Source organism: Streptomyces sp. NPDC031379 (assembly GCF_055569615.1).
In genome coordinates this window covers 1-22,736 of the sequence record NZ_JBVIIT010000009.1, presented here as the reverse complement: position 1 = coordinate 22,736, position 22,736 = coordinate 1, and the positions used below count along the sequence as shown (strand labels likewise).

Annotated in this window: 23 protein-coding genes; 21 read left to right on the top strand and 2 right to left on the bottom strand. The window is 71.1% G+C overall.

Going from position 1 to position 22,736, the window contains the following annotated elements; genetic code table 11:
* The first annotated feature begins 141 nt into the window (after window positions 1-141).
* The 18 genes from ACZ5CW_RS14940 (at window position 142) to ACZ5CW_RS14855 (ending at window position 17,389) form a co-directional block, all read left to right on the top strand.
* Entirely contained in the window at window positions 142-456 is a 315-nt protein-coding gene (locus ACZ5CW_RS14940) for a helix-turn-helix domain-containing protein (protein WP_468601173.1), read from the top strand.
* Between the two features lie 216 nt (window positions 457-672).
* The gene (locus tag ACZ5CW_RS14935; protein ID WP_468601171.1) at window positions 673-1,761 is read left to right on the top strand and encodes a GNAT family N-acetyltransferase; all 1,089 of its coding nucleotides are present in this window, start codon (window positions 673-675) and stop codon (window positions 1,759-1,761) included.
* A complete protein-coding gene (locus ACZ5CW_RS14930; protein WP_468601169.1) occupies window positions 1,754-2,125 on the top strand; it encodes a nucleotide pyrophosphohydrolase in 372 nt (123 codons plus the stop codon). Before ACZ5CW_RS14935 ends, ACZ5CW_RS14930 begins: the two co-directional genes overlap by 8 nt.
* Window positions 2,122-2,697, top strand: coding sequence for a nucleoside 2-deoxyribosyltransferase (locus ACZ5CW_RS14925; protein ID WP_468601167.1), 576 nt, complete (start codon window positions 2,122-2,124; stop codon window positions 2,695-2,697). The genes ACZ5CW_RS14930 and ACZ5CW_RS14925 overlap by 4 nt, the downstream gene beginning before the upstream one ends.
* Window positions 2,694-3,947, top strand: a complete 1,254-nt coding sequence (locus ACZ5CW_RS14920) for a hydroxymethylcytosylglucuronate/cytosylglucuronate synthase (RefSeq protein ID WP_468601165.1) — start codon at window positions 2,694-2,696, stop codon at window positions 3,945-3,947. Before ACZ5CW_RS14925 ends, ACZ5CW_RS14920 begins: the two co-directional genes overlap by 4 nt.
* 25 nt (window positions 3,948-3,972) lie before the next feature.
* Window positions 3,973-4,953: a radical SAM protein gene (locus ACZ5CW_RS14915; protein ID WP_468601163.1), complete on the top strand. Its 981-nt coding sequence runs from the start codon at window positions 3,973-3,975 to the stop codon at window positions 4,951-4,953.
* Entirely contained in the window at window positions 4,950-6,185 is a 1,236-nt protein-coding gene (locus tag ACZ5CW_RS14910) for a DegT/DnrJ/EryC1/StrS family aminotransferase (protein ID WP_468601161.1), read from the top strand. The genes ACZ5CW_RS14915 and ACZ5CW_RS14910 overlap by 4 nt, the downstream gene beginning before the upstream one ends.
* On the top strand, window positions 6,182-7,411 hold the full coding sequence (locus ACZ5CW_RS14905; RefSeq protein ID WP_468601159.1) for a class-II aminoacyl-tRNA synthetase family protein: 1,230 nt from the start codon (window positions 6,182-6,184) through the stop codon (window positions 7,409-7,411). Before ACZ5CW_RS14910 ends, ACZ5CW_RS14905 begins: the two co-directional genes overlap by 4 nt.
* Window positions 7,408-8,352, top strand: coding sequence for a hypothetical protein (locus ACZ5CW_RS14900; RefSeq protein WP_468601157.1), 945 nt, complete (start codon window positions 7,408-7,410; stop codon window positions 8,350-8,352). The genes ACZ5CW_RS14905 and ACZ5CW_RS14900 overlap by 4 nt, the downstream gene beginning before the upstream one ends.
* Before the next feature lie 7 nt (window positions 8,353-8,359).
* Window positions 8,360-9,529 carry a GNAT family N-acetyltransferase gene (locus ACZ5CW_RS14895; protein ID WP_468601155.1) on the top strand — a complete coding sequence of 390 codons (1,170 nt, stop codon included), beginning with the start codon at window positions 8,360-8,362 and terminating at the stop codon, window positions 9,527-9,529.
* Window positions 9,526-10,443: a DegT/DnrJ/EryC1/StrS family aminotransferase gene (locus ACZ5CW_RS14890; RefSeq protein WP_468601153.1), complete on the top strand. Its 918-nt coding sequence runs from the start codon at window positions 9,526-9,528 to the stop codon at window positions 10,441-10,443. Before ACZ5CW_RS14895 ends, ACZ5CW_RS14890 begins: the two co-directional genes overlap by 4 nt.
* Window positions 10,440-11,405, top strand: coding sequence for a phosphotransferase family protein (locus tag ACZ5CW_RS14885; protein WP_468601151.1), 966 nt, complete (start codon window positions 10,440-10,442; stop codon window positions 11,403-11,405). Before ACZ5CW_RS14890 ends, ACZ5CW_RS14885 begins: the two co-directional genes overlap by 4 nt.
* Window positions 11,398-12,624: an MFS transporter gene (locus tag ACZ5CW_RS14880; RefSeq protein ID WP_468601149.1), complete on the top strand. Its 1,227-nt coding sequence runs from the start codon at window positions 11,398-11,400 to the stop codon at window positions 12,622-12,624. Before ACZ5CW_RS14885 ends, ACZ5CW_RS14880 begins: the two co-directional genes overlap by 8 nt.
* 1 nt (window position 12,625) lies before the next feature.
* The gene (locus tag ACZ5CW_RS14875; protein WP_468601147.1) at window positions 12,626-13,747 is read left to right on the top strand and encodes a GNAT family N-acetyltransferase; all 1,122 of its coding nucleotides are present in this window, start codon (window positions 12,626-12,628) and stop codon (window positions 13,745-13,747) included.
* Entirely contained in the window at window positions 13,744-14,433 is a 690-nt protein-coding gene (locus ACZ5CW_RS14870) for a histidine phosphatase family protein (protein WP_468601145.1), read from the top strand. Before ACZ5CW_RS14875 ends, ACZ5CW_RS14870 begins: the two co-directional genes overlap by 4 nt.
* 59 nt (window positions 14,434-14,492) lie before the next feature.
* Window positions 14,493-15,614, top strand: a complete 1,122-nt coding sequence (locus tag ACZ5CW_RS14865) for a GNAT family N-acetyltransferase (RefSeq protein ID WP_468601143.1) — start codon at window positions 14,493-14,495, stop codon at window positions 15,612-15,614.
* A 58-nt stretch (window positions 15,615-15,672) separates the two neighbouring features.
* Entirely contained in the window at window positions 15,673-16,974 is a 1,302-nt protein-coding gene (locus ACZ5CW_RS14860; protein WP_468601141.1) for a UDP-glucose dehydrogenase family protein, read from the top strand.
* 154 nt (window positions 16,975-17,128) lie between these two features.
* Entirely contained in the window at window positions 17,129-17,389 is a 261-nt protein-coding gene (locus ACZ5CW_RS14855; RefSeq protein ID WP_468601139.1) for a hypothetical protein, read from the top strand.
* On the opposite strand, the gene ACZ5CW_RS14850 is transcribed toward ACZ5CW_RS14855, so the two are convergent.
* Entirely contained in the window at window positions 17,359-18,570 is a 1,212-nt protein-coding gene (locus ACZ5CW_RS14850) for a PEP/pyruvate-binding domain-containing protein (protein WP_468601137.1), read from the bottom strand. The genes ACZ5CW_RS14855 and ACZ5CW_RS14850 overlap by 31 nt on opposite strands.
* Before the next feature lie 149 nt (window positions 18,571-18,719).
* Here ACZ5CW_RS14850 and ACZ5CW_RS14845 point away from each other — a divergent pair, with 149 nt between their 5' ends.
* Window positions 18,720-19,826 carry a helix-turn-helix transcriptional regulator gene (locus ACZ5CW_RS14845; protein WP_468601135.1) on the top strand — a complete coding sequence of 369 codons (1,107 nt, stop codon included), beginning with the start codon at window positions 18,720-18,722 and terminating at the stop codon, window positions 19,824-19,826.
* Window positions 19,827-19,881: 55 nt separating this feature from the next.
* Here ACZ5CW_RS14845 and ACZ5CW_RS14840 read toward each other — a convergent pair whose 3' ends face one another.
* Window positions 19,882-20,853, bottom strand: coding sequence for an Lrp/AsnC family transcriptional regulator (locus ACZ5CW_RS14840; protein ID WP_468601133.1), 972 nt, complete (start codon window positions 20,851-20,853; stop codon window positions 19,882-19,884).
* A gap of 227 nt (window positions 20,854-21,080) precedes the next feature.
* Here ACZ5CW_RS14840 and ACZ5CW_RS14835 point away from each other — a divergent pair, with 227 nt between their 5' ends.
* The gene (locus tag ACZ5CW_RS14835) at window positions 21,081-21,671 is read left to right on the top strand and encodes an NADPH-dependent FMN reductase (RefSeq protein ID WP_468601131.1); all 591 of its coding nucleotides are present in this window, start codon (window positions 21,081-21,083) and stop codon (window positions 21,669-21,671) included.
* Between the two features lie 54 nt (window positions 21,672-21,725).
* The gene (locus ACZ5CW_RS14830; RefSeq protein ID WP_468601129.1) at window positions 21,726-22,610 is read left to right on the top strand and encodes an MBL fold metallo-hydrolase; all 885 of its coding nucleotides are present in this window, start codon (window positions 21,726-21,728) and stop codon (window positions 22,608-22,610) included.
* Window positions 22,611-22,736 lie beyond the last annotated feature (126 nt).

The window sequence follows — 22,736 nt, the reverse complement described above, 5'->3', positions numbered from 1 at the left end:
CGCCGGTGATCCGGTGACGCCAGAGTGGGCGGGTCAGCAGTTCGCCGAGCATGCGAGGGCCGCCGTATGGCGCTTCACACACCACTTCGAGCAGGGGTCACCGGTACACCGGCGCCGGGACCCGACGGCGATGTGCCGGGCATGCCGACGGGCGCGCGCGCCACGCGGGCGTCCGCGGTCGGGCGAGGCCCCGCCCTGCTGCTCGATGACCGGCAGCACATGCTCGTCTCGTTGTTGTGGGCCGGGCACACCGACGCGAGCGCCGCCCGCCGTCTCGGGGTCAGTGCTCGGACGGTGACCAACATTCTGCGTGCGCTGATGGATCACCTGGAAGTGGGCAACCGCTTCCAGCTCGGTGTCATTCTCGGCATGTATTTCGGACCGAGACGTGCGGACGCCGGGCGCGCACCGATGGCCGGCGCGACCGGTCCCGCACCCGCGAGACTTCCGCGGTGACCTCTTTCCCGTGCGCTTTTGCGCAGTAAGGCCCGCACGCTGTTCCGGCCTTCGCCTTCTTCTGGATACTCTCGCCAGCGTCGTCGGAAAACCTTTCGCACCGTCAGTGGCGCGTGCGATGGAATCAGGCATTCTGCGGCGCAATCAGCACGCGATCGCACACGAGGCGAGACGTTCACACTCGTGCTTCTTGCGCAATCCTGACAGGTGGTCAGCATGACAACATTCATCGCCGAGAAACGAGCAACCGAAGCGCCCCCTGCGGAACTTCCGGACCTTCCCTATCTCCGGACCGCACCGGCCGTCGAGGCGGACCGGGAGTTTGTGCGGACGCTGCTGAACCAGACACTGGGGGCCTACTACGCCGGTGATCACGTGGCGCACGCGGATCGCATCCTCGACTCCCATCTGGCGGCCGGAAGAGATCCGTTCGGGCACTTCTCCGCCACTCAGAACACCTTCGTCCTGTGGGCCGGCGAAGGGGCGGCGAGCCGCCGGCTCGGGCTGCTGCATCTGGTGGCCAAGCGTCAGGGAACGGTGAAGATCAGTCCTCTGATACTCCTCCCGGAGTTCCGTCGCAGGCGAGGCCTGGGATCCCTGCTGATGAACGTGGCGGAGGAGTACGCGAGGGCGAAAGGCGCACGCCAGCTGTACTGCACCGTCGCGGCCCCCAACACCTCGGCCGTGCGCTTCTTCCGCCGTCAGGGCTTTCTCACGGCCGGGGGATCTCCCGGCCAGTACAAGGCCGGCGTCACCGAGCACATGCTCTACAAAGACCTGTCGACCCCCGACGAGTCGGCCGAGCAGGTCGGCGTCCGGCTCTACGAACCCTCGGACGAGGCGGGACTGCGCGATCTGATTCTGCGCACCATGCCGGAGGCCTACGACGGGGTGGACACGCGGTGGGTCGACGCGCTCCTCGCCGGCCATGACCGGCGCGGCACCGCCGATGTGAATCAGAAGTTCAAGGTGATCCATGTCGCGGTGGACACGGACGGCACGGTGCGGGGGGTCGCGGCGGCCGGGCCCAAGAAGGGCGAACCGGTCAAGCTGATGCCGCTGTGCGCGGACAGCCCCGGGGTTCTGGATGTGCTCCTGCGCGAGATACCCGGCAGGCTCGGCCATCTCGGGCGGAAGCTCTACACCCACCAGCCGCCGACACCCGACGTGACCATACGTATGCACGGCCATCACTGGGACCTCGAGGGCCTGATGCCCAACGCCTACCGCCCAGGCATCTGCACCGTCCAATGGAGCCTGTCGCTTCCGACCGGCTCGGGACCCGACGGAGACGACGATGAGTGACCTCGCCGACTACACCGACGCCCTGGAGGCCTTCGTCCGGGCGCGCGCCTGGGAGCGCTTCGAGGACCCCAAGAGCCTCGCCATGGCCGTGGGCGGAGAGGTGGGCGAGCTGCTCGCCCTGCTCCAGTGGCGCTCACCGGAGGAGATCACCCGGCTTGCCGAGACCGACCAGGAGTTCCGTCGCGAGCTGTCGTACGAGATGGCGGACATCCTCAACTACCTCGTGCGGCTCTCCCGGCACGTCGGTGTGGATCTGCTCGAAGCCGCCCGCGCCAAGCTCGCCCTCAATGAGGAGCGATACCCGGTGGAGCAGGCGTACGGCACGTCACTCAAGTACGACCAGTTGCCCGGAGGCACTCGATGACGACCACGACCGGCGCGGCGCAGCCCGCGCTCCGCGTATTCCTCGCGGCTCCTTTCGTCCAGTTGATCGACCCGGTCAACGGTGTGGTCGGCAGGGTGTGGCGCGAGCGCATCTCCGGTCTGCGGGACCGGTTGCTGCGCCGCGGCCATGCGGTGTTCAACGCCCATCACAACGAGGGCTGGGGCTCCAGGGGACTTCCTCCCGAGCAGTGCGTGCCCTCCGACTTCCGTGCGCTGCAGACAGCGGACCTGGTCATCGCCTACCTGGGTACCCCGGCGTCGAGCGGCGTGGCACTGGAACTGGGGTGGGCCTCGGCACTGCGCAAGCCCATCGTCCTGCTGCTCGACTCAGGGTCCCGGTACAGCCCGATGATCGAGGCCCTCGGCCGGACCTCGCCCGTGCGCGTGGTGCGCGCCGATGACCTGTGGTCTCCGCACGTCATGGACAGCACGACGGCCGAGGCGCTGGAGTGGGCGGCCACGGTCACCGGCAGAGAGGGCAGCGCCTGGCGCTCGCCGGAGTACGACGACGCCCTCGCCTACCACCGTGTTCCGGTCGGAGACCGGCCGTGACGGCCCTGCGCGCCGGTCGGCGCCCGGACGGCGGGTCCCCCACCATCGCCCTGAGCGCCGTGTCCTTCGGCTGGGGCAGCGCCGGGAAGATCGGCGCCGTCATCACGGCACTGCGCTCGCAACTGGGCCCGGACGTCCGGTTCGTAGGACTCGGCAGCCGCCTCGGCCGTGACCTGATCGCCGACTACGGGGTGACGCAGTGGCACGACGTCGTCCCCGGGGACCACGCGGCGATGGGAGCCCTGGTACGCGAACAGGGCGTGGACGCCGCGGTGTGCGTGCTGGACAGGGAGAGCGCGTCGCTGCTGACGGACGTCGGCTGCCCGGTCGTCTACGTCGACAGCCTGCCCTTCCTGTGGACCGAAGAGGACCGCGCGAGCCTGCCGTTGGCCGCCCACACCTACTGCGCCCAGCTCTGCCCCGGCCTTCCCGCCCCGGCCTGGCCGGTACTGGCCGCCGCCACCAACCTGCGCTGGGTCGAGAGCGTCATCCCCACGCCGTCCGGGGACAGCGACCGGCCCCGTGCCGTGCGTCCCCGCGGCCGGCGGCGGGCAGTGGTCAGCCTCGGCGGTCTGCTGTCCCCGATGCTCGACTCCCCCTCGGACTATTTGCGCCTGACCGTTCCGCCTGCCCTGGACGCGCTGATCGCCTGGGGCGTGACGGACATCGTGATGTGCGGCAACCTGCCGCCGTCCCTCTCGGCGGCGATCGGGAGCGAGGTGCCGCAGGGCGTACGGATGCGCTGTGCGCCGCTGGGTCACGGCGAGTTCCTGCGCACCGCGGCCGATTCCGACGTCCTGCTCGCATCACCGGGACTGACGACGTTGCTCGAGGCCGGCGCACGTGGCGTCCCGGTCGTCTGCCTGCCGCCGCAGAACGTGAGCCAGATCCTCAACGCCCAGTTCTACGCCCAGGCGACCGGTGCTCCGATCGCCGTCTGGCCGGACGAGGTCTTCCGGGTGGGGGACGTCTTCGACGCTCGCGTCGGTGCCCCTGACGACGGCACGGGCTCGCCGGGAGAGAACGCCGCACTGCGTGTGATGTACACCGGTCTGGCGTCGGCGGCCGCCCGGCCGGAGCGTCTGCGTGCCGGGCTGGCCGGGCAGCTCGGCGCCTGCCTCGACACGGTCGAGACGGGCGGCATCCGCTGGTCGGCCCTCACCGCGCTGATGGGCACCCGCGGTGCCCGACAGGTTGCCGAGGCGGTCGTCTCAGCCGTCCGCGGCAGGGCCGCAGCGTACGCAGCCTGACCGACTCCTTCGAAAGGACACCGACATGTCCGTGCTCACAGCGGAGACGGCTCAGCCGCCCCGCGGCACACCCGACGGTCCGGACCTCGTCTACTTCGGACTGTTCGACAACTGCAATGTCAAGTGCAACATGTGCAACTGCTGGGAGCTGCCCCGCTCGTCGCAGGACATCGACCACTTCGAACGCGCCCTGGACATCGTCCTGGACGCCCAGCCGAAGGCCATCCGCTTCACCGGTGGCGAACCGCTGCTGCTGTCCGGGCTGCCGCGGCTGATATCCCGCGCCGCCGCCGCCGGAGTCCAGGTGTCGGTCATCTCCAACGGCCGCATCCTGCGCGGGCGGTTCCGCGACCTGCTGGACGCCGGCTGCGACGAGTTCGTCATCAGCATCGACGCGCTCTCGCCCGTCCATGACACCATCCGGGGCCTGAACGGCCTTCACCGAAAGGTGTCCGACGCGCTCGCCGAGCTGCGTGAACTGGGTGCCGGATACGGCGTCAACACCGTGGTGCAACGGCTCAACATCGGAGAGCTGGAGCGCCTGTCCGAGACGCTGCTGTCCGGCGAGAACCGCCCCCGCTGGTGGCATCTGATCCCGGTGCGCGGCAACGACCTGCTGCTGCCCGATCCCGAACAGCGCGCCGAACTGCGCTCATGGATCCCCAAGGCGCGCCGCGCGGCCCGCGCCGCCGGGTCTCTCGTGGTCGCCGATCCCGAGATGTTCCTGGACAAGGAACGCCGGTCCTGCCACGTTCCCCGGTTCACCGCGTACATACGGGCCGACACGGGTGAGGTGTCCGGCTGCAACATGCTCACCTATGCCGATCCCCCGGTCGGCAACATCTTCCGTCAGTCGTTGCGGGACATCTGGGCGAGCCGCGAGGCTCTGCGGCTCCAGGAGGCCTGCGGCACCGGGCAGCACGCCAACTGCCAGCGATGTGACACGGGATCACAGGAAATGAACTACACGCTGCACCGGATCGCCTCGACCGGAGGTTCCTCATGACGCGCACCGGCACCCGGCTCGCCGTCCACGGTGGCACACCCACCCGCCCCGCGCCGCCCGCGAACCGTCCGCGCATCTCCGGACAGGCCAAGGCCGACGTCGCCGCCGTTCTCGACTCCGGCAACCTCGCACGCTTCTACGGCGGCACCGAAGTACACCGTTTCGAAGCCGAGTTCGCCCGTCACTTCGGCACCCGGCACGCTCTCGCCGTCAACTCCGGCACCGCGGCGCTGCATCTGGCGTATCTCGCCGCGGACCTGCCGGAACACTCGGAGGTGCTCGTCCCGGCGAACGCCTACGTCTCCGTCGTCTCGGCCCTCATCCAGGCGGATCTGGTTCCGGTACTGGTCGATGTCGATCCCCTGACGTGGGCCATGGACCCACACGACGCCGAACGCAAGACGACGCCCCGCACCTCCGCCCTCGTCGCGGTGCACATGTACGGCCAGCCCTGCGCGATGGAGGTGTTGAGCGACTTCGCCCGCCGGCGTGGACTGGTGCTGTTCGAGGACTGCAGCCAGTCACCGGGAGCCACCGCCGCCGGCCGGCCGACCGGCACGTTCGGGCTGGCCGCCACCTTCAGCCTGTGCTGCCTCAAACACGTGGCCATGGGCGAGGGCGGCGCCGTGATCACCGATGACGGCCGGCTCGTGGAACGGATGCGGGCGCTGGCGCACAAGGGCAAGGGCCCGGGCTGGTTCGAGTACCGGGAGATGGGCTACAGCTACAACCTGACCGAGATCCAGGCCGTGCTGGGCCGCCACTCCCTCGCCGGGCTCGGTGACGAACTCGCGCGACGTCACCGGCAGGCGGACTACCTGCGCACCGAACTCGACGGCACCGGGCTGGCGCTCCCCGCCGTCGCCGACGGAACGACGCACGCCTACTACCGGCTGCAGGCGGTACTGCCGCCCGAGCTGGGCGACCGGCGGGACGAGATCGTGGACGCCGTCCGGGCCGAGAACGTCGGCTGTGATCCGAGCCATCCCTCGCTGTCGCAGATCGACTGGCTCGTGCAGACGCACCCCTCCTTCTTCCGGCGTGTCCCGGCCGAGGTCCGGCCCGACTACTCGGCCGGGTCCGTTCCCGTCGCGCACGACGTCCTCTCGCGCTCGCTCATCATCGAACTCGGCCACCAGCTCGAACTCGCCGACATCGCCCTGACCGCCGCCGCGCTGCGGAAGGTCATGGCGCACTTCACCAGTCGCGTCCCGACGGAGGTTTCCTCATGAAAGCAACCACGGACACCGCGTACTCCGTCCCGGACGTCCGCGACGGTGTGCTGCTCAGCGGGCAGGAGTCGGAGACACTGCGCGCCGCCCTGGGCTCCGCCGGCCTCGCCGTGGAGGGGAGCGAATGGGACAGCCTCGACGTGGTCTGCGCGCTGACCGTCCTGGAGTACGAACTCGGCATCGTCTTCCCGGAAGGCATCCGCCCCGGACGCGTACGCGGGCTGCCCCAGCTCATGGAGGGCATCGCGTCGGCCGGCCGCCGGATGCCGCCCAAGGCCCGGCTGTCGCTCGAGGTGCCGGCCGACGAGTCCGGCCTGGACCCGGTGGCCGCCGAACGGCAGCGGCGTCAGATGGAATACCGGCTCGCACTGACCGCGCCCAAGGCGCACACCGCGGTCTCCCGCGGCCGCAACCTGCGCGTCATCGCCACCGCGGCGGCCGCCGCCGACCTGCCGATCGGCTCCTCGTTGCTCGGCATCCTCGACGACTCCCGCACCAGGGGGCCGGAGACGGACCGCTCGGAGGCGATGGCGACCGCCCTTCCCGTCGACCCCGCCGCGCTGCGCAAGGCACCCGCCGGGCGCGTGGGCCGCACGGTCGTCGAGGCGTTCGAGGAGTTCGTGCTGGAGCGCGGCGGGGAACTGTGGATGCCGCCCAGTCAGCTCATCACCGTCGAGGAGCTGCGCCGACTGGGCTACTACGAGGCCCATCCCGAGCAGGTCGTCCACCTGTCCGGCGACGTGGCCCTGCTTCCCGCGGTCTGCCTGCCGTCCTATGCCTGGCTGGCCGAGCCCGACGCTCCGCGGCTGGGCACGCTGAGCCAGACGGTGCACCGCCGTGAACTCTTCTACGACGGCGAGAGCGGACGCCTGCCGGCGTTCACCCAGCGTGACATCGTCTGGAAGTCGCGCGACGAGGACGAGGACCTCGCGATGGCGGCGGACCTCGAGGCCCTGCTGACGGAACTGGCCGAGCGGTTCGGGTTGACGTACGAGTGGAACGAGGCGGACGACCCGTTCTACATCTCCGCCGACGCGGCGGCCACCCGCAAGCGTGAGATGCGCGTGACGACACCCGTCGGCGCCATGGCGGTCGCCTCCGTCAATCGGCACGGGGACCACTTCGTCCGTCGCGGGTTCGGCGGCTCGGGCCGGATGACCGGGTGCGCGGGCATCGGACTGGAGCGCTTCGTGCTGGCGGCCGCCCTGAGGGAGGGCAACGTATGAGGTCCGTCGACGACTCGCACCGTCGTCTCCTGGACGCGATGTACGGCCCCGACCTGCCGGCGGTCCTGGCGGCCCACGGGGTGCGGACCGGCATCCCCGCATGGGTTCCGGACGTCGACGGTCTGGCGTTCGTGGGCCACGGCAGCGGTCTGGACGAACGTCCGGCGCCGGCGGCCGTGTTCGCGTCCACCTGTGTCGACCACTGCGAGGCGAGGCCCGAGGAGCTTGCCGCGAGCGTCGCGGCCGACCTCCTGCACGGTGCTGTCGTCGCCAGGCATCTGGACGTACCGCTGCTGTCGTTCGTGGGAACCGGCGAGGAGATACGGCTCGTACCGGGCGGAGGAAGCGACGAGCGAGCCTGGCACGAGGTGGCCGAACGCGTACGCCGGTTCGCCGACACCCTGCCCCTGCCCGCGGGGTCCCAGGTCTTCACGTGCCAGGACGATCGTCTCTGGAGCCTTCTGGAAGCCACCGTGGAGCGCGACCGGGACGCGGTGACGGAGGACGACCTCGCCGGCCTGTACCGCATGACGGACGGCTCGCGCTTCCCTCTGGGCACACCTTTCGGCTACTTCTTCGAGTACTACCGCTACAACATCGCGCACTACCGCGAGCCGGTCGTCGAAGGCCTGCTGGGTGCGGACGCCGGCCGCATCCTCGTCGTGGAGAACGTCAACCAGACCAAGGCGATCGCCGCCGCCCGCCGGCTCAACCACCGCCTGAGGGTCGACCACCTGGTCACCCTCACCCCTCCCGGCCCGGTCACGGCGGAGAACGTCACACGGGCCACGCCGCCCTTCCGGCTGGACGACTTCCTGGGCCCCGTCGCGCACTGGCCCGACGCGAAGCCCGGCAACCTCGCCCTGTGGACCCGCCTGCGCGCTCTCCACGACGTCCTGGCCGCCGCCGTCCCGTCACCGTCCGCCGGAAGCGGGAGGTGACGCCACCATGCCCGTCGACCTCCACGAGAGGGCCGATGACCTCCCCGCCGCAGCGTGGGACGCGCTGGCCACGGGCGCGGAGTTCGCCCTGACCGCACGCATGCTCACGATGACGGCGCAAGCCCGTACCTATCCGGCGCGCTACGCCGTCTCCCGCGGTGCGGACGGCGTCCCGGACGCCGCCACGGTCGCCTACACGCTCACCTCCGACGCCGTACCCTCCGCATACCTGCGCATCGACCGGATGCTGGAACGGGTCGCGGAGGAGGCCGGCCTCGGCGCCGAGGCGGCCCTCGGCCTGACGGCCCCGGACGGCGGCCTGCTGCCCCAGACCTCTGTCGGCTCCTACCAGGTCACCGGCGCCCGTATGCTGCGGGACCGCACGGCGTCCGCCGAGCGCCGCACGGCCGCCATGACCAGCGTGCTGCAGGCGCTGGAGAGTGCCGGTCGCGCGGACGGTGCTGCCTGCGCCGTCTGTCCCTTCGTCGCCGAGGACGACAGCGAACTGCGCGGCCTGCTCACCGCCCGTGGTTACCTTCCCTTCGACAGCGCGCGGGTGGCGGTGCTCGACCAGGAATGGCCGTCGTTCGCCGATTACGTCGCCTCGCGCACACGCAACAGCGCACGGCAGATCATGCGGGACCGGAGGGCCATCGCCGCCGCCGGGATCGACATCAGCGTGCGGGAGCTGGCCGAGGACGACGTCGGCGCCCTCGACGCGCTGCGGCTGAACCTGCTGGAGAAGTACCACGGACCCGAGGCGCGTACGGGGCCCCAGCCTCCCTCGACCATCGGTGCCGCCGCCCGTCTTCGCCCCGGCACTCCGCTGGTCGCGCTCGCCCGCCGGGACGGCCACCTGATCGGCTTCGTCCTCGCCTTCCGGTTCAAGGACGAACTGTTCGTGGAGCAGCTGGGCTTCGACTACGGCCGCAGCGCGGGCCTGCCGCTGTACTTCGAACTCGTCTACTACCGGTTCCTGGAATACGCCATCGACCACGGGATCAGCAAGCTCGGTTTCGGCCCGGAATCCGTGGAGGCGAAGCTTCGCCGCGGATGCCGCATGGAGACCTACCTCGCCTATGTGCACTGCTGGGACGACGCGCTGCAGCGAAAGCTGTCGGCTTTCCTGGCCCAGGTCTCCGAGAGCCGTGCCGCTCGTGCGGTGGGTGCCGCGTGACCGGGCGGGCGGGAGGCGCGGTCGGTGCCGAACTCGTCTCCGTGTCGCGGGAGGTCATGGGCACGGAGGACGCGGTCGGCACCGTCACGGGAACCGCGGCCGTCCTGGCGAGCGCCTGTGTGCTCGCACGCCCGGGCCAGGTGGTCCTGGTGCCGGGATGGATCTGCGGCACCGTGGTCAACGCGCTCGTCCTCGCCGGCATGGTGCCGGTCCTGGTGGATGTCGAGGCGGACCTGTCGATGTCGATGGAGTTCGCCTCCCGGTTGCCACCCGGAATGATCGGGCTGGTCATCTACGCGCCGTTCGGCGGATACATGCCCGATCTCGACCGCTGGCTGCGCTGGGCGGACGGACTGGGTGCCGCGGTCCTCCTCGACTTCTGCCAGGTGGCAGACGTGGCGCAGTGGCGGCACGCCGCCGAGAGGGAGCGGCTGATGGTCACCTCGTTCCGGCCGGGCAAGCCGCTGGGCGCACGCGGAGGCGGGCTGGTGACCGGGCCGTCGCACGTGGTGGAGGAGGCACGGACCTTCGTCCGCGGCGGGCACGACATCACCGGCCACAAGAGCGGTATCGGGCTGGAGGTCCAGATCAGCGCCGACTCCGCGGAAGCCGCCGCCGGCACCGTCGCCAGGTTTCCGGAGACGACGGCGAAGCTGCGGGAGACGACGTTCCGCGAGCTGGCCAGGGGAGACCTGCTGCCCGGCTGGCAGCACCATCCGTACGCCCTGTCCCGGATCCCCCGGCTCGACGGACCCGGGCTCATTCCCGACGCCACCTACCGGGCCGAGGGCTGGCAGCGCGAACTTCTCGCCCGGTACCAGCACTCGCGCCTCCAGATGCCGATGCCGCGTCTGGAAGGCATCTACGACCTGATCGGCGTCACCAAGATCACTCCTGCGGAGAACAAGACATGACTGCACAGCGACCCGAACCGGCGAAGGCCACGGCCGAGGGGTGGGACGCGATCGCCACCCGTGTCGTGGCACGCGGATGGAACGTCCACGAGCCCCTGAGGCGAGTGGAGGTGGGCGTCAACAAGCACATCTGGCGGGCGGGCCGCCACTGGCTGGCGAGCACCGGCGTCCACCAGGAGGCACGCGTTCTGCGTGAACACGCTCTCTACGAGCAACTGGCGTCCATGTCCCCGCAGTTCCAGGTGCCGCACCTGGTGCCGTCCGTCTCGGGCGGCCACGAGACCGAGGCCGGCCGGCTGTGGTGGCTCACCACGCATGTGCCCGGCCGGGCGGCTGATCCGGCCGATCCGGCGGACGGGGCGGCGGCGGCCGCGGGCCTGGCGCGGTTGCACGAGTGGCTGAGGCCGGTCGACCGTACGGTCGAGGACCAGGGTGTCGGCCTGCTCGAGTACTGCCGCATGGGCCAGCAGGCGGCTGCCCGTCTGCCCTTCGACGCGGCCGACCAGGCGGTGATCGCTGAGGCGTCCGACCGGGTGGACGCCTGGCTGGAGAGCCACCGGATGCCGGACGGACAGGTCGTGCACGGCGACCCGTCCTTCCCCAACCTCCGGCTGAGCGACCACGGGACCCCGGTACTGACGGGTGTCCTGGACTGGGAACGGTGCCGGACCGACACCGTGCTGTCCGACCTGGCCACCATGGGAGAAGCGGTGGCGTTCTGGTCCCGGACCCCACACCCGCGACGACGGCTGGAGGACCTGCTCACGTGCTTCCGGGAAGCGGGTGGCGAACCCTGCACCATGAACGACCTGCTGATTCATATGCTCATGACCAACTTCGAGGCGATCTCCCATCATGGCGAGCGGTTCGTCCGCGGTGACTGCGGCTGGGAGATGCTCGCCTTCCGCCCCGACCGGTTCCGCGTCGAACTGGCCCTGCTCCGGGAATGCGGCGATGGCTGATTCCACGATCCGGCCCCTCCCCTGGTTCGCTTCCCTGCGGTACGGGGATTTCCGGCTGCTGTGGATCGGCCGCAATCTCTCCCGGCTCGGCGACCAGGTCTACAAGGTGGCCCTCGGGTGGGCGGTCTTCGCCGTCACCGGCTCCAGTCTGGACACCGGCATCGTGCTGGCGGTCTCCATACTTCCGCAGGTCCTGGCCTCCCCGATCGCGGGAGCAGTGGGTGACCGGATGAACCGCCGGGTGCTGCTGATGTGGTCCGACGCCGCATCGGCCGTCGTGGTCGGCCTGATCGCCCTGCTGCTGACCCGCGACGCCGGCCTGGGCCTGCTCCTCCCGCTCGCGTTGCTGCTGGGCATGGCCGGCGCGTTCGCCCTGCCCGCGCTGGGCCCGCTCGTCGCGGAGTCGGTCCCGGCCGCGCATCTGCGCGACGCCAATGCCCTGGACGGCGCGGCCTACGGCGTGGTGGCCCTCGCGGGCCCGGCGCTCGGCGGTGTTCTCGTCACCTACTCGCCGCCCTTCGCCTTCTGCTTCGACGCCGCCACGTTCCTGCTGTCGATGCTCGCTCTGGCGCGGGTCCGCTCCGGGCGGAGCCGGGCGCCGCTGCGCGCCACCCGTCTCTCCGATGTCACGGCCGGGTTCCGTCACGTGCGCGGCCGGCCCTGGGTGACCTGGCTGGTCGTCATGTCGGTCGCCATGAACGTGTTCTGCGTCGCTCCCTTCCTCGTGCTCCTGCCCAGCAGGGTCACCTCGCTCGGGCTGTCCGCCGCCGTGGTCGGCGTCTGCCTCGCCGGGCAGGGCCTGGGCGGACTGGCGGCCTCGTTCCTGCTCGGCCAGGCAGGGTGGTTGCGCGGCGCCGGGCGGGCGCTGTCTCTCGCCTGCGGTGCGGCCGGCGTGGCGGCGCTGCTGCTGGGCCTTGCCGGCGGGACGGTGACCGTGGTCTGCGCCGGCCTGCTCCTGGGCCTGTCCGGAAGCCTCAACGTCGTCGAGAACCTGCTCATCCAGAAGTACGTCGACAACGACTACCGCAGCCGTGTCTACGGTTTCGTGGCCGCCGGATCCCTCGCCCCCCTGCCCCTCGCCTACGGGACGGTCGGCTCCCTGGCCGCGGCATACGGCGCCCAGACGGTGCTGATCTGCGGCGGCCTGCTGCAACTGGTGCTGTGCGCGGTCGGCATGGCGCTCGGCAGCAGCGCGGAGCTGCGCAGGATGGAGCTGTGACATGGCGCTACGACGTCTCTGGCCGCCGGAGCCCGGCGGTCCCGCCACCGTCACCGAGCTGGCCGCCCACCTCGCCCGGTCCTTCCCGGGCGAAGCCGACATGCCCCAGCAGGATCCCGCGGCCCTCGCCGCGCGGCTGGCCTTCACCGAACACTCAGGCGTCGCCTTCGAATGGCAGGGGGAGACCGGGCTGTGCGTGGCCCTGCGCCGCTCGGCCTCAGGCGTGTGGACCTCGGTGGTCCCCGGATCGCCCCTGCTGCTCCGCGGAACGCCGGACCCGGCGCTGATCGAGCGGACTCTCGCGGCAGTGTGCTCACACCTGGGTGCGGAAGTGCTGTACTTCCCGCTCAACCACCCCGAGACCCCGTCGTACACGCTGCTGTCCGCCGCTTCCGCCACCACGACCTGGCAGCGGCTTCCCTCCCCCCTGATCGACTGGGAGGCGCGCGGCCAGGACCTCGCGAGCCGCTACCGCTCCCGCCTGGGCGGTCAGGCCGACCGCAAACTGCGCCGCTGGGAACGGGAGCTGGAACTGCGCGTCCCGTCCTGCCCGGAGGAAGCGGTCGCGGCCCTGCACCGGGTGGAGCTGGCCTCCTGGAAACGGGGCAAGTCCTGCGACATCGTCAGCCAGGGCGAGTTCGCCTGTTACGCGCATCTGCTGCGCACGGGAGACCTGCACCTGACTCTCGCCACCCACCGGGGCACGGTGGTCGCCTTCCGTATGGACGCCGTAGCCGGCGACGTGGTCTTCGCACTGAAGTGGTCCTACGACAAGGCGTTCGCCTCGCTCGCCCCCGGCGCGTTCCTTCTCGTGCGGGGTCTGCCGTTTCGATGGGGCGGCACACCACTGGATCACATCGATCTCTTCGGGAGCCCCGACCTGCTGAAGGGGACCCTGGAATCCGGCCGCCGCCCCCGTGTCGACGCGGCGTGGCCGGCCGGCAGGACGGCCGGCCGGCTGCGGCGCGAACGACAGCTGCACGACGCGGACACCGAGCATGCCCGCCACGGCGGCGTCGGCATCCGCAGGCTCTACACCTCACGGGCCGCGCCCGCCGCGCTCATCACCGCCTCTCTGCCCGAAGCGCCGCCGCGCCTCGTCACCGAACCGGAGAAGTCATGACCCAGAACCCGGCACCCGAGCGGATGCTGCTCTTCGCCCGCCACGGACAGGCCCAGTCCAGCCCCGACCTCTACGACCGCGACGAGGACCGCCCGCTGACCGCCGGCGGACGGGCGGCCGCGGGACGACTCGCCGAACAGGTGCGGGCTTTCGCACCCGACGCGCTGTACTGCTCGTCGTCCCTGCGGGCGCGGCAGACCGCCGCCTACGTGGCCGAGGCGACCGGTCTCACGCCGCGTGTACTGGAGGATCTGCGGGAGCGGACCTTTCCCCCGCTGTACGGCCTGCCGATGCGTGACATCGGCCGCCAGTACGGTGCGAAGGTGGCCGAGCAGCTGGCGTTCAACTCCGACGGCCTGTCCTTTCCCGGGACGGAATCCCTCTCTCAGGCCTGCGAACGGACGACGGCCGCCGTCGGCGGCATTCTGGCCCAGGACCACAGCAGACCGGTTGTCGTCGCGCACGGTGGTCCTTACGGATGGATACTCACCCGGGCCCTCGGTCTTCCGCTGGAGCGCAACCGCACCTTCCAGCTCGACGAGGCGCATTTCTCGGTGTTCCGGTTCGAACCGACCGGTCGGCTGATCCGGGCTGTCGCTCTCAACTGCGCCGCCCTGCCGCACCAGGCCACGCTCCGAGCGGCGCGGACCGTCCCGGACCTCGACGCCACGGGCGGCACACGATGACGGCGCCCACCACCGCACGGCATTCCGCATCCGTCCGGGTCTACGCCACCGTCGCGGCCGTGCCGCGGCAGACGTGGCACCGGCTCGGCCCGCAGGGCCTCTACGCGTCGCGTGACTGGTACCTCCATCAGGAGAGGCTGACCGGCGTGCCCCTGCGGGTGGCGGTCGCCGGGCCGCCGGACGCACCAGCCGGTCTGCTGGTGCTGTGCGACGGCCCCACGCGGCCCGGCGGTTCCTACGACATCGCCGGCCGATTCGCCCCCCTGCTCGGTGCGTCCCCCCTGTGGGACCGGACGGTGCTCGCCGGCTCCTGCAACAGCAACCACGCGGTCCCCACCGTCGCCGGCGGGCTCCCACCGGACGCGCGTGCGCGGGTCGTGGCCGACCTGGTCCGGCATGCCGCCGACGCCTCGTCCGCGAGCTGCGTCGCCCTGCCTTTCCTGAGCGGCGGCGACGCCCGGATGCTCGCGGCCGCGTTCCCGGCCGCCGTGGTCCTCGGTGACACGCCCACCACCGTGGCCCCCATGCCGCACGACGGTTTCGAGACGTACGTGGGGCGGCTGTCCAAGAGCCGCAGGCGGGCCGCGCGCTTCGAGACCAGGGTCTACCAGGCCTCTCACAGCACCACCGTGGAAAGACTGTCGGACGTGGTCGACGAGGCCGCCGAACTCGTCGCTCTCAACAAGATCCGGCACAACGCCTCCTACAGCGCGGAGTACGCACGCCGCCTCCTGAAAGGGGAGGCGAGGGCCTTCGGCGACCGGGCGATCGCCTTCTGCGGCTGGCGGGACGGGGAACTGCGCGCGGTGGCGCCGGCGATCAGCGACGGCACCGACCTCTTCCTGCGGCACTTCGGCCTGGACTACGACCGGGCGGGCGACGCCTTCGAGTACTTCAACCTGGTGTTCTACGAGCCGATGCGACGGGGCGCGGCACTCGGCCTGTCCCACCTCCACGTCGGGCCCAGCGCCTTCGAGGCGAAGGTCAACCACGGTATGGCACTGATGCCCACCTGGACGGTGCTGATTCCCGCCCGGGAGCCCGCTCCCGACGTCAGGCAGCGCTCTCGCGTCTGGAACGCCTCGTACCGGGAGCGGTGGGCCGGGTTCCTGACCGGGCTGAAGCGCACCGCCGCCCTCGGGCCGGACTGGTGGGCGGACACCGCGATGCCCAAGTCCTGACCGCCGCCGGCCCGCCAGGAGCCGGCCTGAACACCGCCTCGCCGAAAGGACATGGACCATGCCCGCACCACACGCCATCGCCGTCTTCGGGGCAGGCTATATCGGGCTGGTGACGGCAGCCTGCTTCGCGGAACTCGGCCACGACGTGGTCGTGCGCGACGTCGTGCCGGAGAAGATCCGCCTGCTGGAAGCCGGGGACATACCGATCCACGAACCCGGCCTGCTCGAGATGATCAGCCGGAACAAGGACCGCCTGGCCTTCACCCTCGACGCGGCCGACGCCCTGGCCCGCGCGGACATCGCCTACCTCGCGGTCGACACCCCCTCCACGGCCGAGGGCGACGCCGACCTGTCGCGGCTGTGGGCCTGCCTCGACGACCTGGCCGAGGCCGGGCCCGGACGACTCCGCGCGGTCGTGGTGAAGTCCACCGTGCCCGTCGGCACCGGGGCCCGGGTACGTGCCCGTCTCGACGGTGCCGGTCTCGGACACCTCGGATACGCGTTCAACCCCGAGTTCACGGCCGAGGGCCGTGCCGTGACGGACTTCATGAACCCCGACCGCATCGTCATCGGCGCGCAGGACGGGACGGCCCGGCTGGTCGAGGAGATCCACCAGGGCGTGCCGGGGCCGGTGATGGTGATGGACATCGCCAGCGCGGAGATGGTCAAGCTGGCTGCCAATGCCCTGCTCGCGACGAAGATCTCCTTCGCCAACGAGATCGCCTCGGTCTGCGAGAGCACAGGGGCCGACATCGCCGAGGTGACCCGTGCCGTCGGTGCCGACCACCGCATCGGACCGCACTTTCTGCGGGCGGGACTGGGCTACGGCGGGAGTTGCTTCCCCAAGGACAGCCGCGCCCTGCGCACCCTGGCGAGCTGCAACGGGATAGCGCTGCCCCTGCTGTCCAGCGTCATCGAGGTCAACAGCCACCAGCCGCGTCGCGCCGTCCACCGGCTGAAGGCCCTGTTCGGCGGGAGTCTGGAGCATCGCCGGGTCGCCCTGCTGGGGATGACCTTCAAACCCCACACCGACGACATGCGTGAGGCTCCGAGTACCACCATGGCCTCCCGTCTGCTGGCCGAGGGGGCGGTGGTCACCTGCTGGGATCCGCTGGCCCGCCCGGTGCCCGGCCCGCCCTGGAACGCCGTCGTCCGCCACGCCGGACCGGAGGACGCCCTGGCCGGTGCGGATGCCGCCGTGATCGTCACGGAGTGGCCCGAACTCCTCGCGGTCGACTGGCCGTCGGTGGGGAAGCTCATGCGCACCCCGGTCGTCTTCGACGGGCGTCTCGCGCTGGACCCGGTGGTGCTGAGGGAGGCCGGATTCACCTACGTCTCGACGGGGCGCGCCGAGCGGTGACGCGCCGCCTCCCGATGCGGTGAGCAGTGTTGCGGACGGCGTGATCGGCCGTGTATCTGTCGTACATCGGCGCTCATCCAGCGCTGCTCGGGCGTCCATCGCGGCTTGCGACGGTTGTTGCGTCACCCCGGTTCACCGAGGAAAGGAACCCGTCATGACGCACTCGCCGAAGGTCCTTCGTTCCGTCGCCCAGGGCGCTGCCACCGTTCTCGGCGTGGGCCTGCTGTCCCTCGTCGGCCTCGCCGGCCACGGCGCCGCAGGCTGCGTACCGTCCGCCGGTTCGCCGGCCCACTGCGCGGTCTCGGCGTCCGCCGCGTCCGCGGCCGATGGCGACACCTCCGGTGGCAACCCCAGCGACTGGAACAGCGAGGGCTCCCGGACCGGTCAGCTCCCCACGGGCGGAACGCAGCTCTGACGCGGTGTGTCCGGCGCTCCCGGCCGACGCCGCACTGCCCGCGCCGCCAGCCACCGATCCCGTACGGGGAGTTCGCGGAGCGGGGTGAGCCGGCCGGCCACCGCGTCCAGCAGCATCTCCCCCGGCCGCGCGGTCCAGTGCTGCGGCAACAGGGCCATGGGCATGCCCAGCTCACGGCAGAGAGCGGCCGAATGCGACAGGACGTTGCCGCGGCGCACCAGAATTCCGCCGGCATGCCGATGATGCCCGAGTTCCGCGGCGGTCGGCATCGCATCGAGAACGACGATCTCCCCCGGGCCCGGGGAGCGCCCGCCGACCGTGCCGAGGACCCCGCTCGCATAGCCCCGCGACAAGGGTGTGACCGGCACCCCGCCGGAGGCCGGCGCCGGCCGCTGGTGAGGCGGCGGGAGCGGGAGAGGGAACGGGACGATGTCACGGGACTGGAACACCCACAGAGCGTCCTTCTCCAGTCCCCACTCCACGTCCTGCGGTCTGCCGAACAGGTCCTCGAGAACGACGGCCAGCCGGGTCAGCAGGGCAGGCAGGCTGCTGCCTTGCGTGATCTTCCACGACTGCGCCTCGTGGCGCACCACGGGATGCCGGGGGGTGGGAAGCACCCATGAGTGTGCGGCGCCGAGGCCCGCGACAACAGGCGTACCCAGCCCCTCGGACGCCTCCACACGCAGGGCCGGTCCGTCCGAGAGGGGGTCTGCGGTGTACAGCACACCGGATGTGGAACATTCCGCCATGCGCTGCACCACCACATGCATCGCGGGCTGGAGGGTGTCTCCCCGCAGTTGTCGGTACGCGTCGGCGTCGGCCCCGTGCAGCGCCGCACGAACCCGGCCCACGGCCTCCACGACCTCATGGGGTGTGCGGCGGTTCAGGTAGGAGTCGTACACGCCGGGCGCGGCGGCCAGAGGGCTGTCCTCACCGGCCGCGGAGCTGCGTACGACCACCGCCGTTCCCGTGCGGAACGCGACGGACAGGAGTTTTCGTGTCTCGGCCAGGAGTTCTTGCGTGTGCAGCCTCTCCAGGACGGTGTGCGTGAGCACGTACGCCTCGGGCACCGGCAGACCCGCGCGCATCAGCGCCCGCAACCGCTGGGCCTTCCCTCCCAGAGGGCCCTCGCAGTGCTCCAGCGGCCGGAAATACCGTAACCCGGCGCCGTGACCGTCCATGCTCCCGTCCTTTCATCCCGATGCCGCCTCATGCCTGAGGCAACACCCACGTTCGGCTTCTTGGAGCGCTGCGGCAAGGTCGGCGAGCCGACCCGTCGGCACGAACTGCCGCTGGTCATTTGGAGGAACCGATGCAGATGGATCGTTCGATGTCCCCTGCGGGGAACCTGACCGACATCGATGTCACGACATATGCCTGGGTCTTGCTGCGTCGCTCGGTGCGTGCGAGCGACGCCGCCCGCGAGCTGCGCGTGCCCGAACGAGCCGCGGCCGAAAGCCTGCGGCGCCTCATCGCGGCGAGACTCGTGCATCCGAGCCCGGATGATCCCGGGGCCGGATACGCTGTCGCCCCCGACGCGGCCCTGCACCTGCTGTCCGCGCCGATCGAAGCCAGTGTCCGGGAGCACCAGCACCAGCTGACCCTGGTCCGTCAGGAGCTGGACCGGTTCACGGCGCACTTCCACCAGTCCAAGGCGCCGACCGCTCGCAGGCTGGAGGTCATCGACAACCTGCCCGAGGTGCGCGCCGTGCTGACCCAGACCGCGGACCGCTGCCGCGAGGAGATGATCAGCAGCCAGCCGGGCGGAGCCGCTCGCGCGCCGGAGGCGATGCAGGAGGCCGTCCTGCGCGACCGCAAGCTTCTCGAACGCGGGGTCAGGATCCGCACGCTCTATCACCACACGGCGCGGTTCCACGCGCCCAGCCGGGAGTACGCGGCCACCGCCTCCGCGCTCGGCGGCCAGTACCGCACCGCCCATTCCCTGTTCGGGCGGCTCATCGTCTTCGACCGGGAAACCGCGTTCCTACCGGTCCAGGACGACTCCTGGGGCGCGGTCGTGATCCGTGAGCCGAACGCCGTGGCATACCTGTGTGATCTCTTCCAACAGGCCTGGGAGCTGGCCACTCCGTTCGCGGACGCCGCCCGGCAGGGTTTGGAGCAGGTGTCCCGCGCGACGCACAAGACGATCATCACACTGCTGGCGGCCGGTCTGAAGGACGAGACCATCGCCCGCCGGCTGGGTATGTCCCTGCGCACCACCCGGCGCCAGATCGCGGACATCATGGAAGGGCTGGGCGCCACGAGCCGCTTCCAGGCCGGAGTCGCCGCCGTCCGCAAGGGGCTCCTCGACGGACCGGAGCCCGTGGTGCAGCAGCCCGGCCTCATGAGCCACCGGCTCCCGCCGGCGCACGCGGTCGAGCACACATCGTGCCGTCCGGTGCCGGCTGAAGGCAGCCCCATGGCGAGTCGCACGTGAACCTGTCCGAGCCGCCTCTCACCTGTGGGGCGGTGAGCGGCCGAGTGGGCTGGGTTCAGAAGCCCGGGCGGGTCAGGCCGGTGCGTTTGACGGTGGCCAGGACCGGCGTGGTCTCGATGGAGCCGATCTGTGTCATCGCGCCGATGGTGTCGGTGAGGAAGCGGTAGAGCGCGTCCAGGTCGGTGGTGGTGACCATGACCAGGAGGTTGGCGGGTCCGGTGGTCGCGGCGGTGAAGCGGACGGCGGGTTCGCGGCTGAGCTGTTCGCCTGCTGCCTGGAGGGCGCTGGGTTCGACCGACAGCCACAGTTGGGCCTTGGTGCGCAGTCCGAGCAGGGCCAGGTCGGTCTCGGTGACCAGGCGAACCGTGCCGTCGTGCAGCAGTGTCTCCAGGCGGCGCCGGGCGGTGCGTGGTGTGGTGCCGGTCCGCTGGGCGAGCGTGGCGTAGTCGGCGCGGGCATTCTCGGTCAGGGCCTGGATCAGCGTCAGGTCCGCGGAGGGCAGGGGGGCCGGTGGCGGGGAGCTCAGCGGGAACGGCTGCACTCCGAGGCGTGCGGCCTCCTCGCGGTCCAGCAGTCGGGCACCCCAGTTGAGAGAGGCGGGGAAGACCCGCAGCAGGGTGTGGGAGGTCCAGCCGTGGACGGCGTCGGTGGCCGGCAGGTCGCGCAGCAGGAGGCGGTTGCGTGCCTCGGGGCCGTCCAGGAAGACGATGGTGCTGATCTCGTCGCCGCCGCCGAGGACGTCGACCCAGAGGGTGTCGGTGCGGCGCGCGAGGGTGGAGGCGACCGTTCTGATGCGGTCGGGACGGCAGCGGATGCGCAGGGCCATGGGCACCAGGTGGGGGAAGCGGATCGGGTTGCGCTCCGCGGTGGCGCGCAGCGTGCCGTCGGCGTACAGCGGGCCGGCGCGGCGGACCACGGTGCGTTCGGACAGTTCCAGGCACGTGGCGACGGCCCGCCAGGAGGCACGGGGTGAAGCGATCAGGGCGGCGGCGATGCGCTGGTCCGTCTCGTCGAGGTTCTGGCGCACAACCGGCACTCTATACGGCCCTTGTGACGCACAATCCGGCTTTAGGGAGATGTTTCTGGCGCCATGTCGTCGACACGTCGAGGATGGACCACGCGGAGCCGATGGGCCCGCGCACCACGACTGCCGACCCCGGCCACCACGGCACACCCGGCACCTGCTGGCTCCCGGACACGAGGGCGAGGTGCCATCCCCGACCAGGGGGCGGCCCGAACCACGAGGGAAACACCGTGACCCGCCTCAACGTCCTCGCCCTGTCCGGGAGCCTGCGCCGCGGCTCCCTGAACACCACCCTGCTCCGGGAGGCCGAGCGCCTCGGCCCGGACCAGCGCTTCGACCACTTCGACGGGCTCGGTCGTCTGCCCCACTTCAACGAGGACCAGGAACACCCCGCGCCGTCCGCCGTCACCGAACTGCGCCGCCGTGTCCAGGGCGCCGACGCGGTCCTGATCGCCTCCCCCGAATACAACGCCTCGATACCCGGAGCGCTGAAGAACGCCCTCGACTGGCTCTCCCGCCCGGCCGGCGACGACGGCCCCGCGCTCGCGCTCAAGCCGGTCGCCGTCATCGGGGCCTCCCCCGGCCCCTTCGGCACCGTCCGGGCCCAGCTGGCCCTGCGCCAGGTGCTGCACAAGATGAACGCCCGCGTCGTGCAACAGCCCGAGTTCCTCCTCTTCCAGGCCCACCAGCAGTTCGGCGACGACGGCCGCCTCCCGGACGGCTCCCCGGCCCAGCAGCTGCTGCGCGCGGTGCTCGACGCCCTCGCACAACTCGCCCCCGGCGAACGGCAGCAGGACCGCACGGGCGCGACCGTCCGCTGATGGCCCGACGAGACCTGGCATGCCCTCGCTCACCCGCAAAGGAACGGAAGCGACATGCACATCGGAACGCTGAACCGGCAGTCCGCCGTCCGGTCGCTCGTGCTGGGTGACGTGCGTCTGACCTACGTCGTGGACGGTGCGATGGCCATGCTGCCGTCGGGCTTCTTCCCGGACTTCGCCGACGACTACTGGCACGCCCGTCCGGAGCTGCTCGACGAGGAGGGCCGGGTGGCCATGTCGGCGGGCGGCCTGCTGGTCGAACGCGACGGCCGCCGCCTGCTGATCGACGCCGGGCTGGGGCCGGTACGCGGGCCGATCCACGTCTCCGGCGAACTGGTGGGGCACAGCGACTGCGGTGCGCTCCCCCGGACGCTCGCCGCGCTCGGGCACACACCCGAGGACATCGAGGCGGTGGCCTTCACCCATCTGCACGTCGATCACACCGGCTGGGCGTTCACACCGGAGAAGACCTTCCCCCGGGCCCGATACCTCGTCGCCGCCCAGGAATGGGTCCCGCACAGCCACGGCACGACGGTACCGGGCGCCCCGGCAGCGGACGTCCTCGCACTCATAGGCGCGGCCCACACCCCCGTCGACGACGGCGAAGAGATCTTCCCCGGGGTGCGTGCGCTGGTCGCCCCGGGCCATTCGCCGGGACACACGTCGTACGTGGTGTCCGCCGGGAGCGAGCGGGTGATCGTGCTCGGGGACGTGTTCCACACACCGGTGCAGCTGGCGCATCCCGAATGGCCCTCACGGCCCGACGCGGACCACAGCGGGGTCATGGCCGCACGGAAGCGCCTCGCAGCGGAACTCGAACAGCCCGGAACGATCGGATTCGCGTTCCACTTCGGCGACCAGGCGTTCGGGCGCCTGACCGGCACCGAGTGGGCGCCGGTCCCGGCACCGGCACTCTTTCCGGCTCCGAGGTCGGTCTGAGATCGGCGTGGGTCTCGCATGGACGGGGTTCAGTTCTCCAGTGTGCGTAGTACCAGGCCTGAGGCTGGTTTCGGGCCGAAGGAGGTTGATTTGCGGGGCATGGTGACGCCTTGGCGGGCCAGTTCG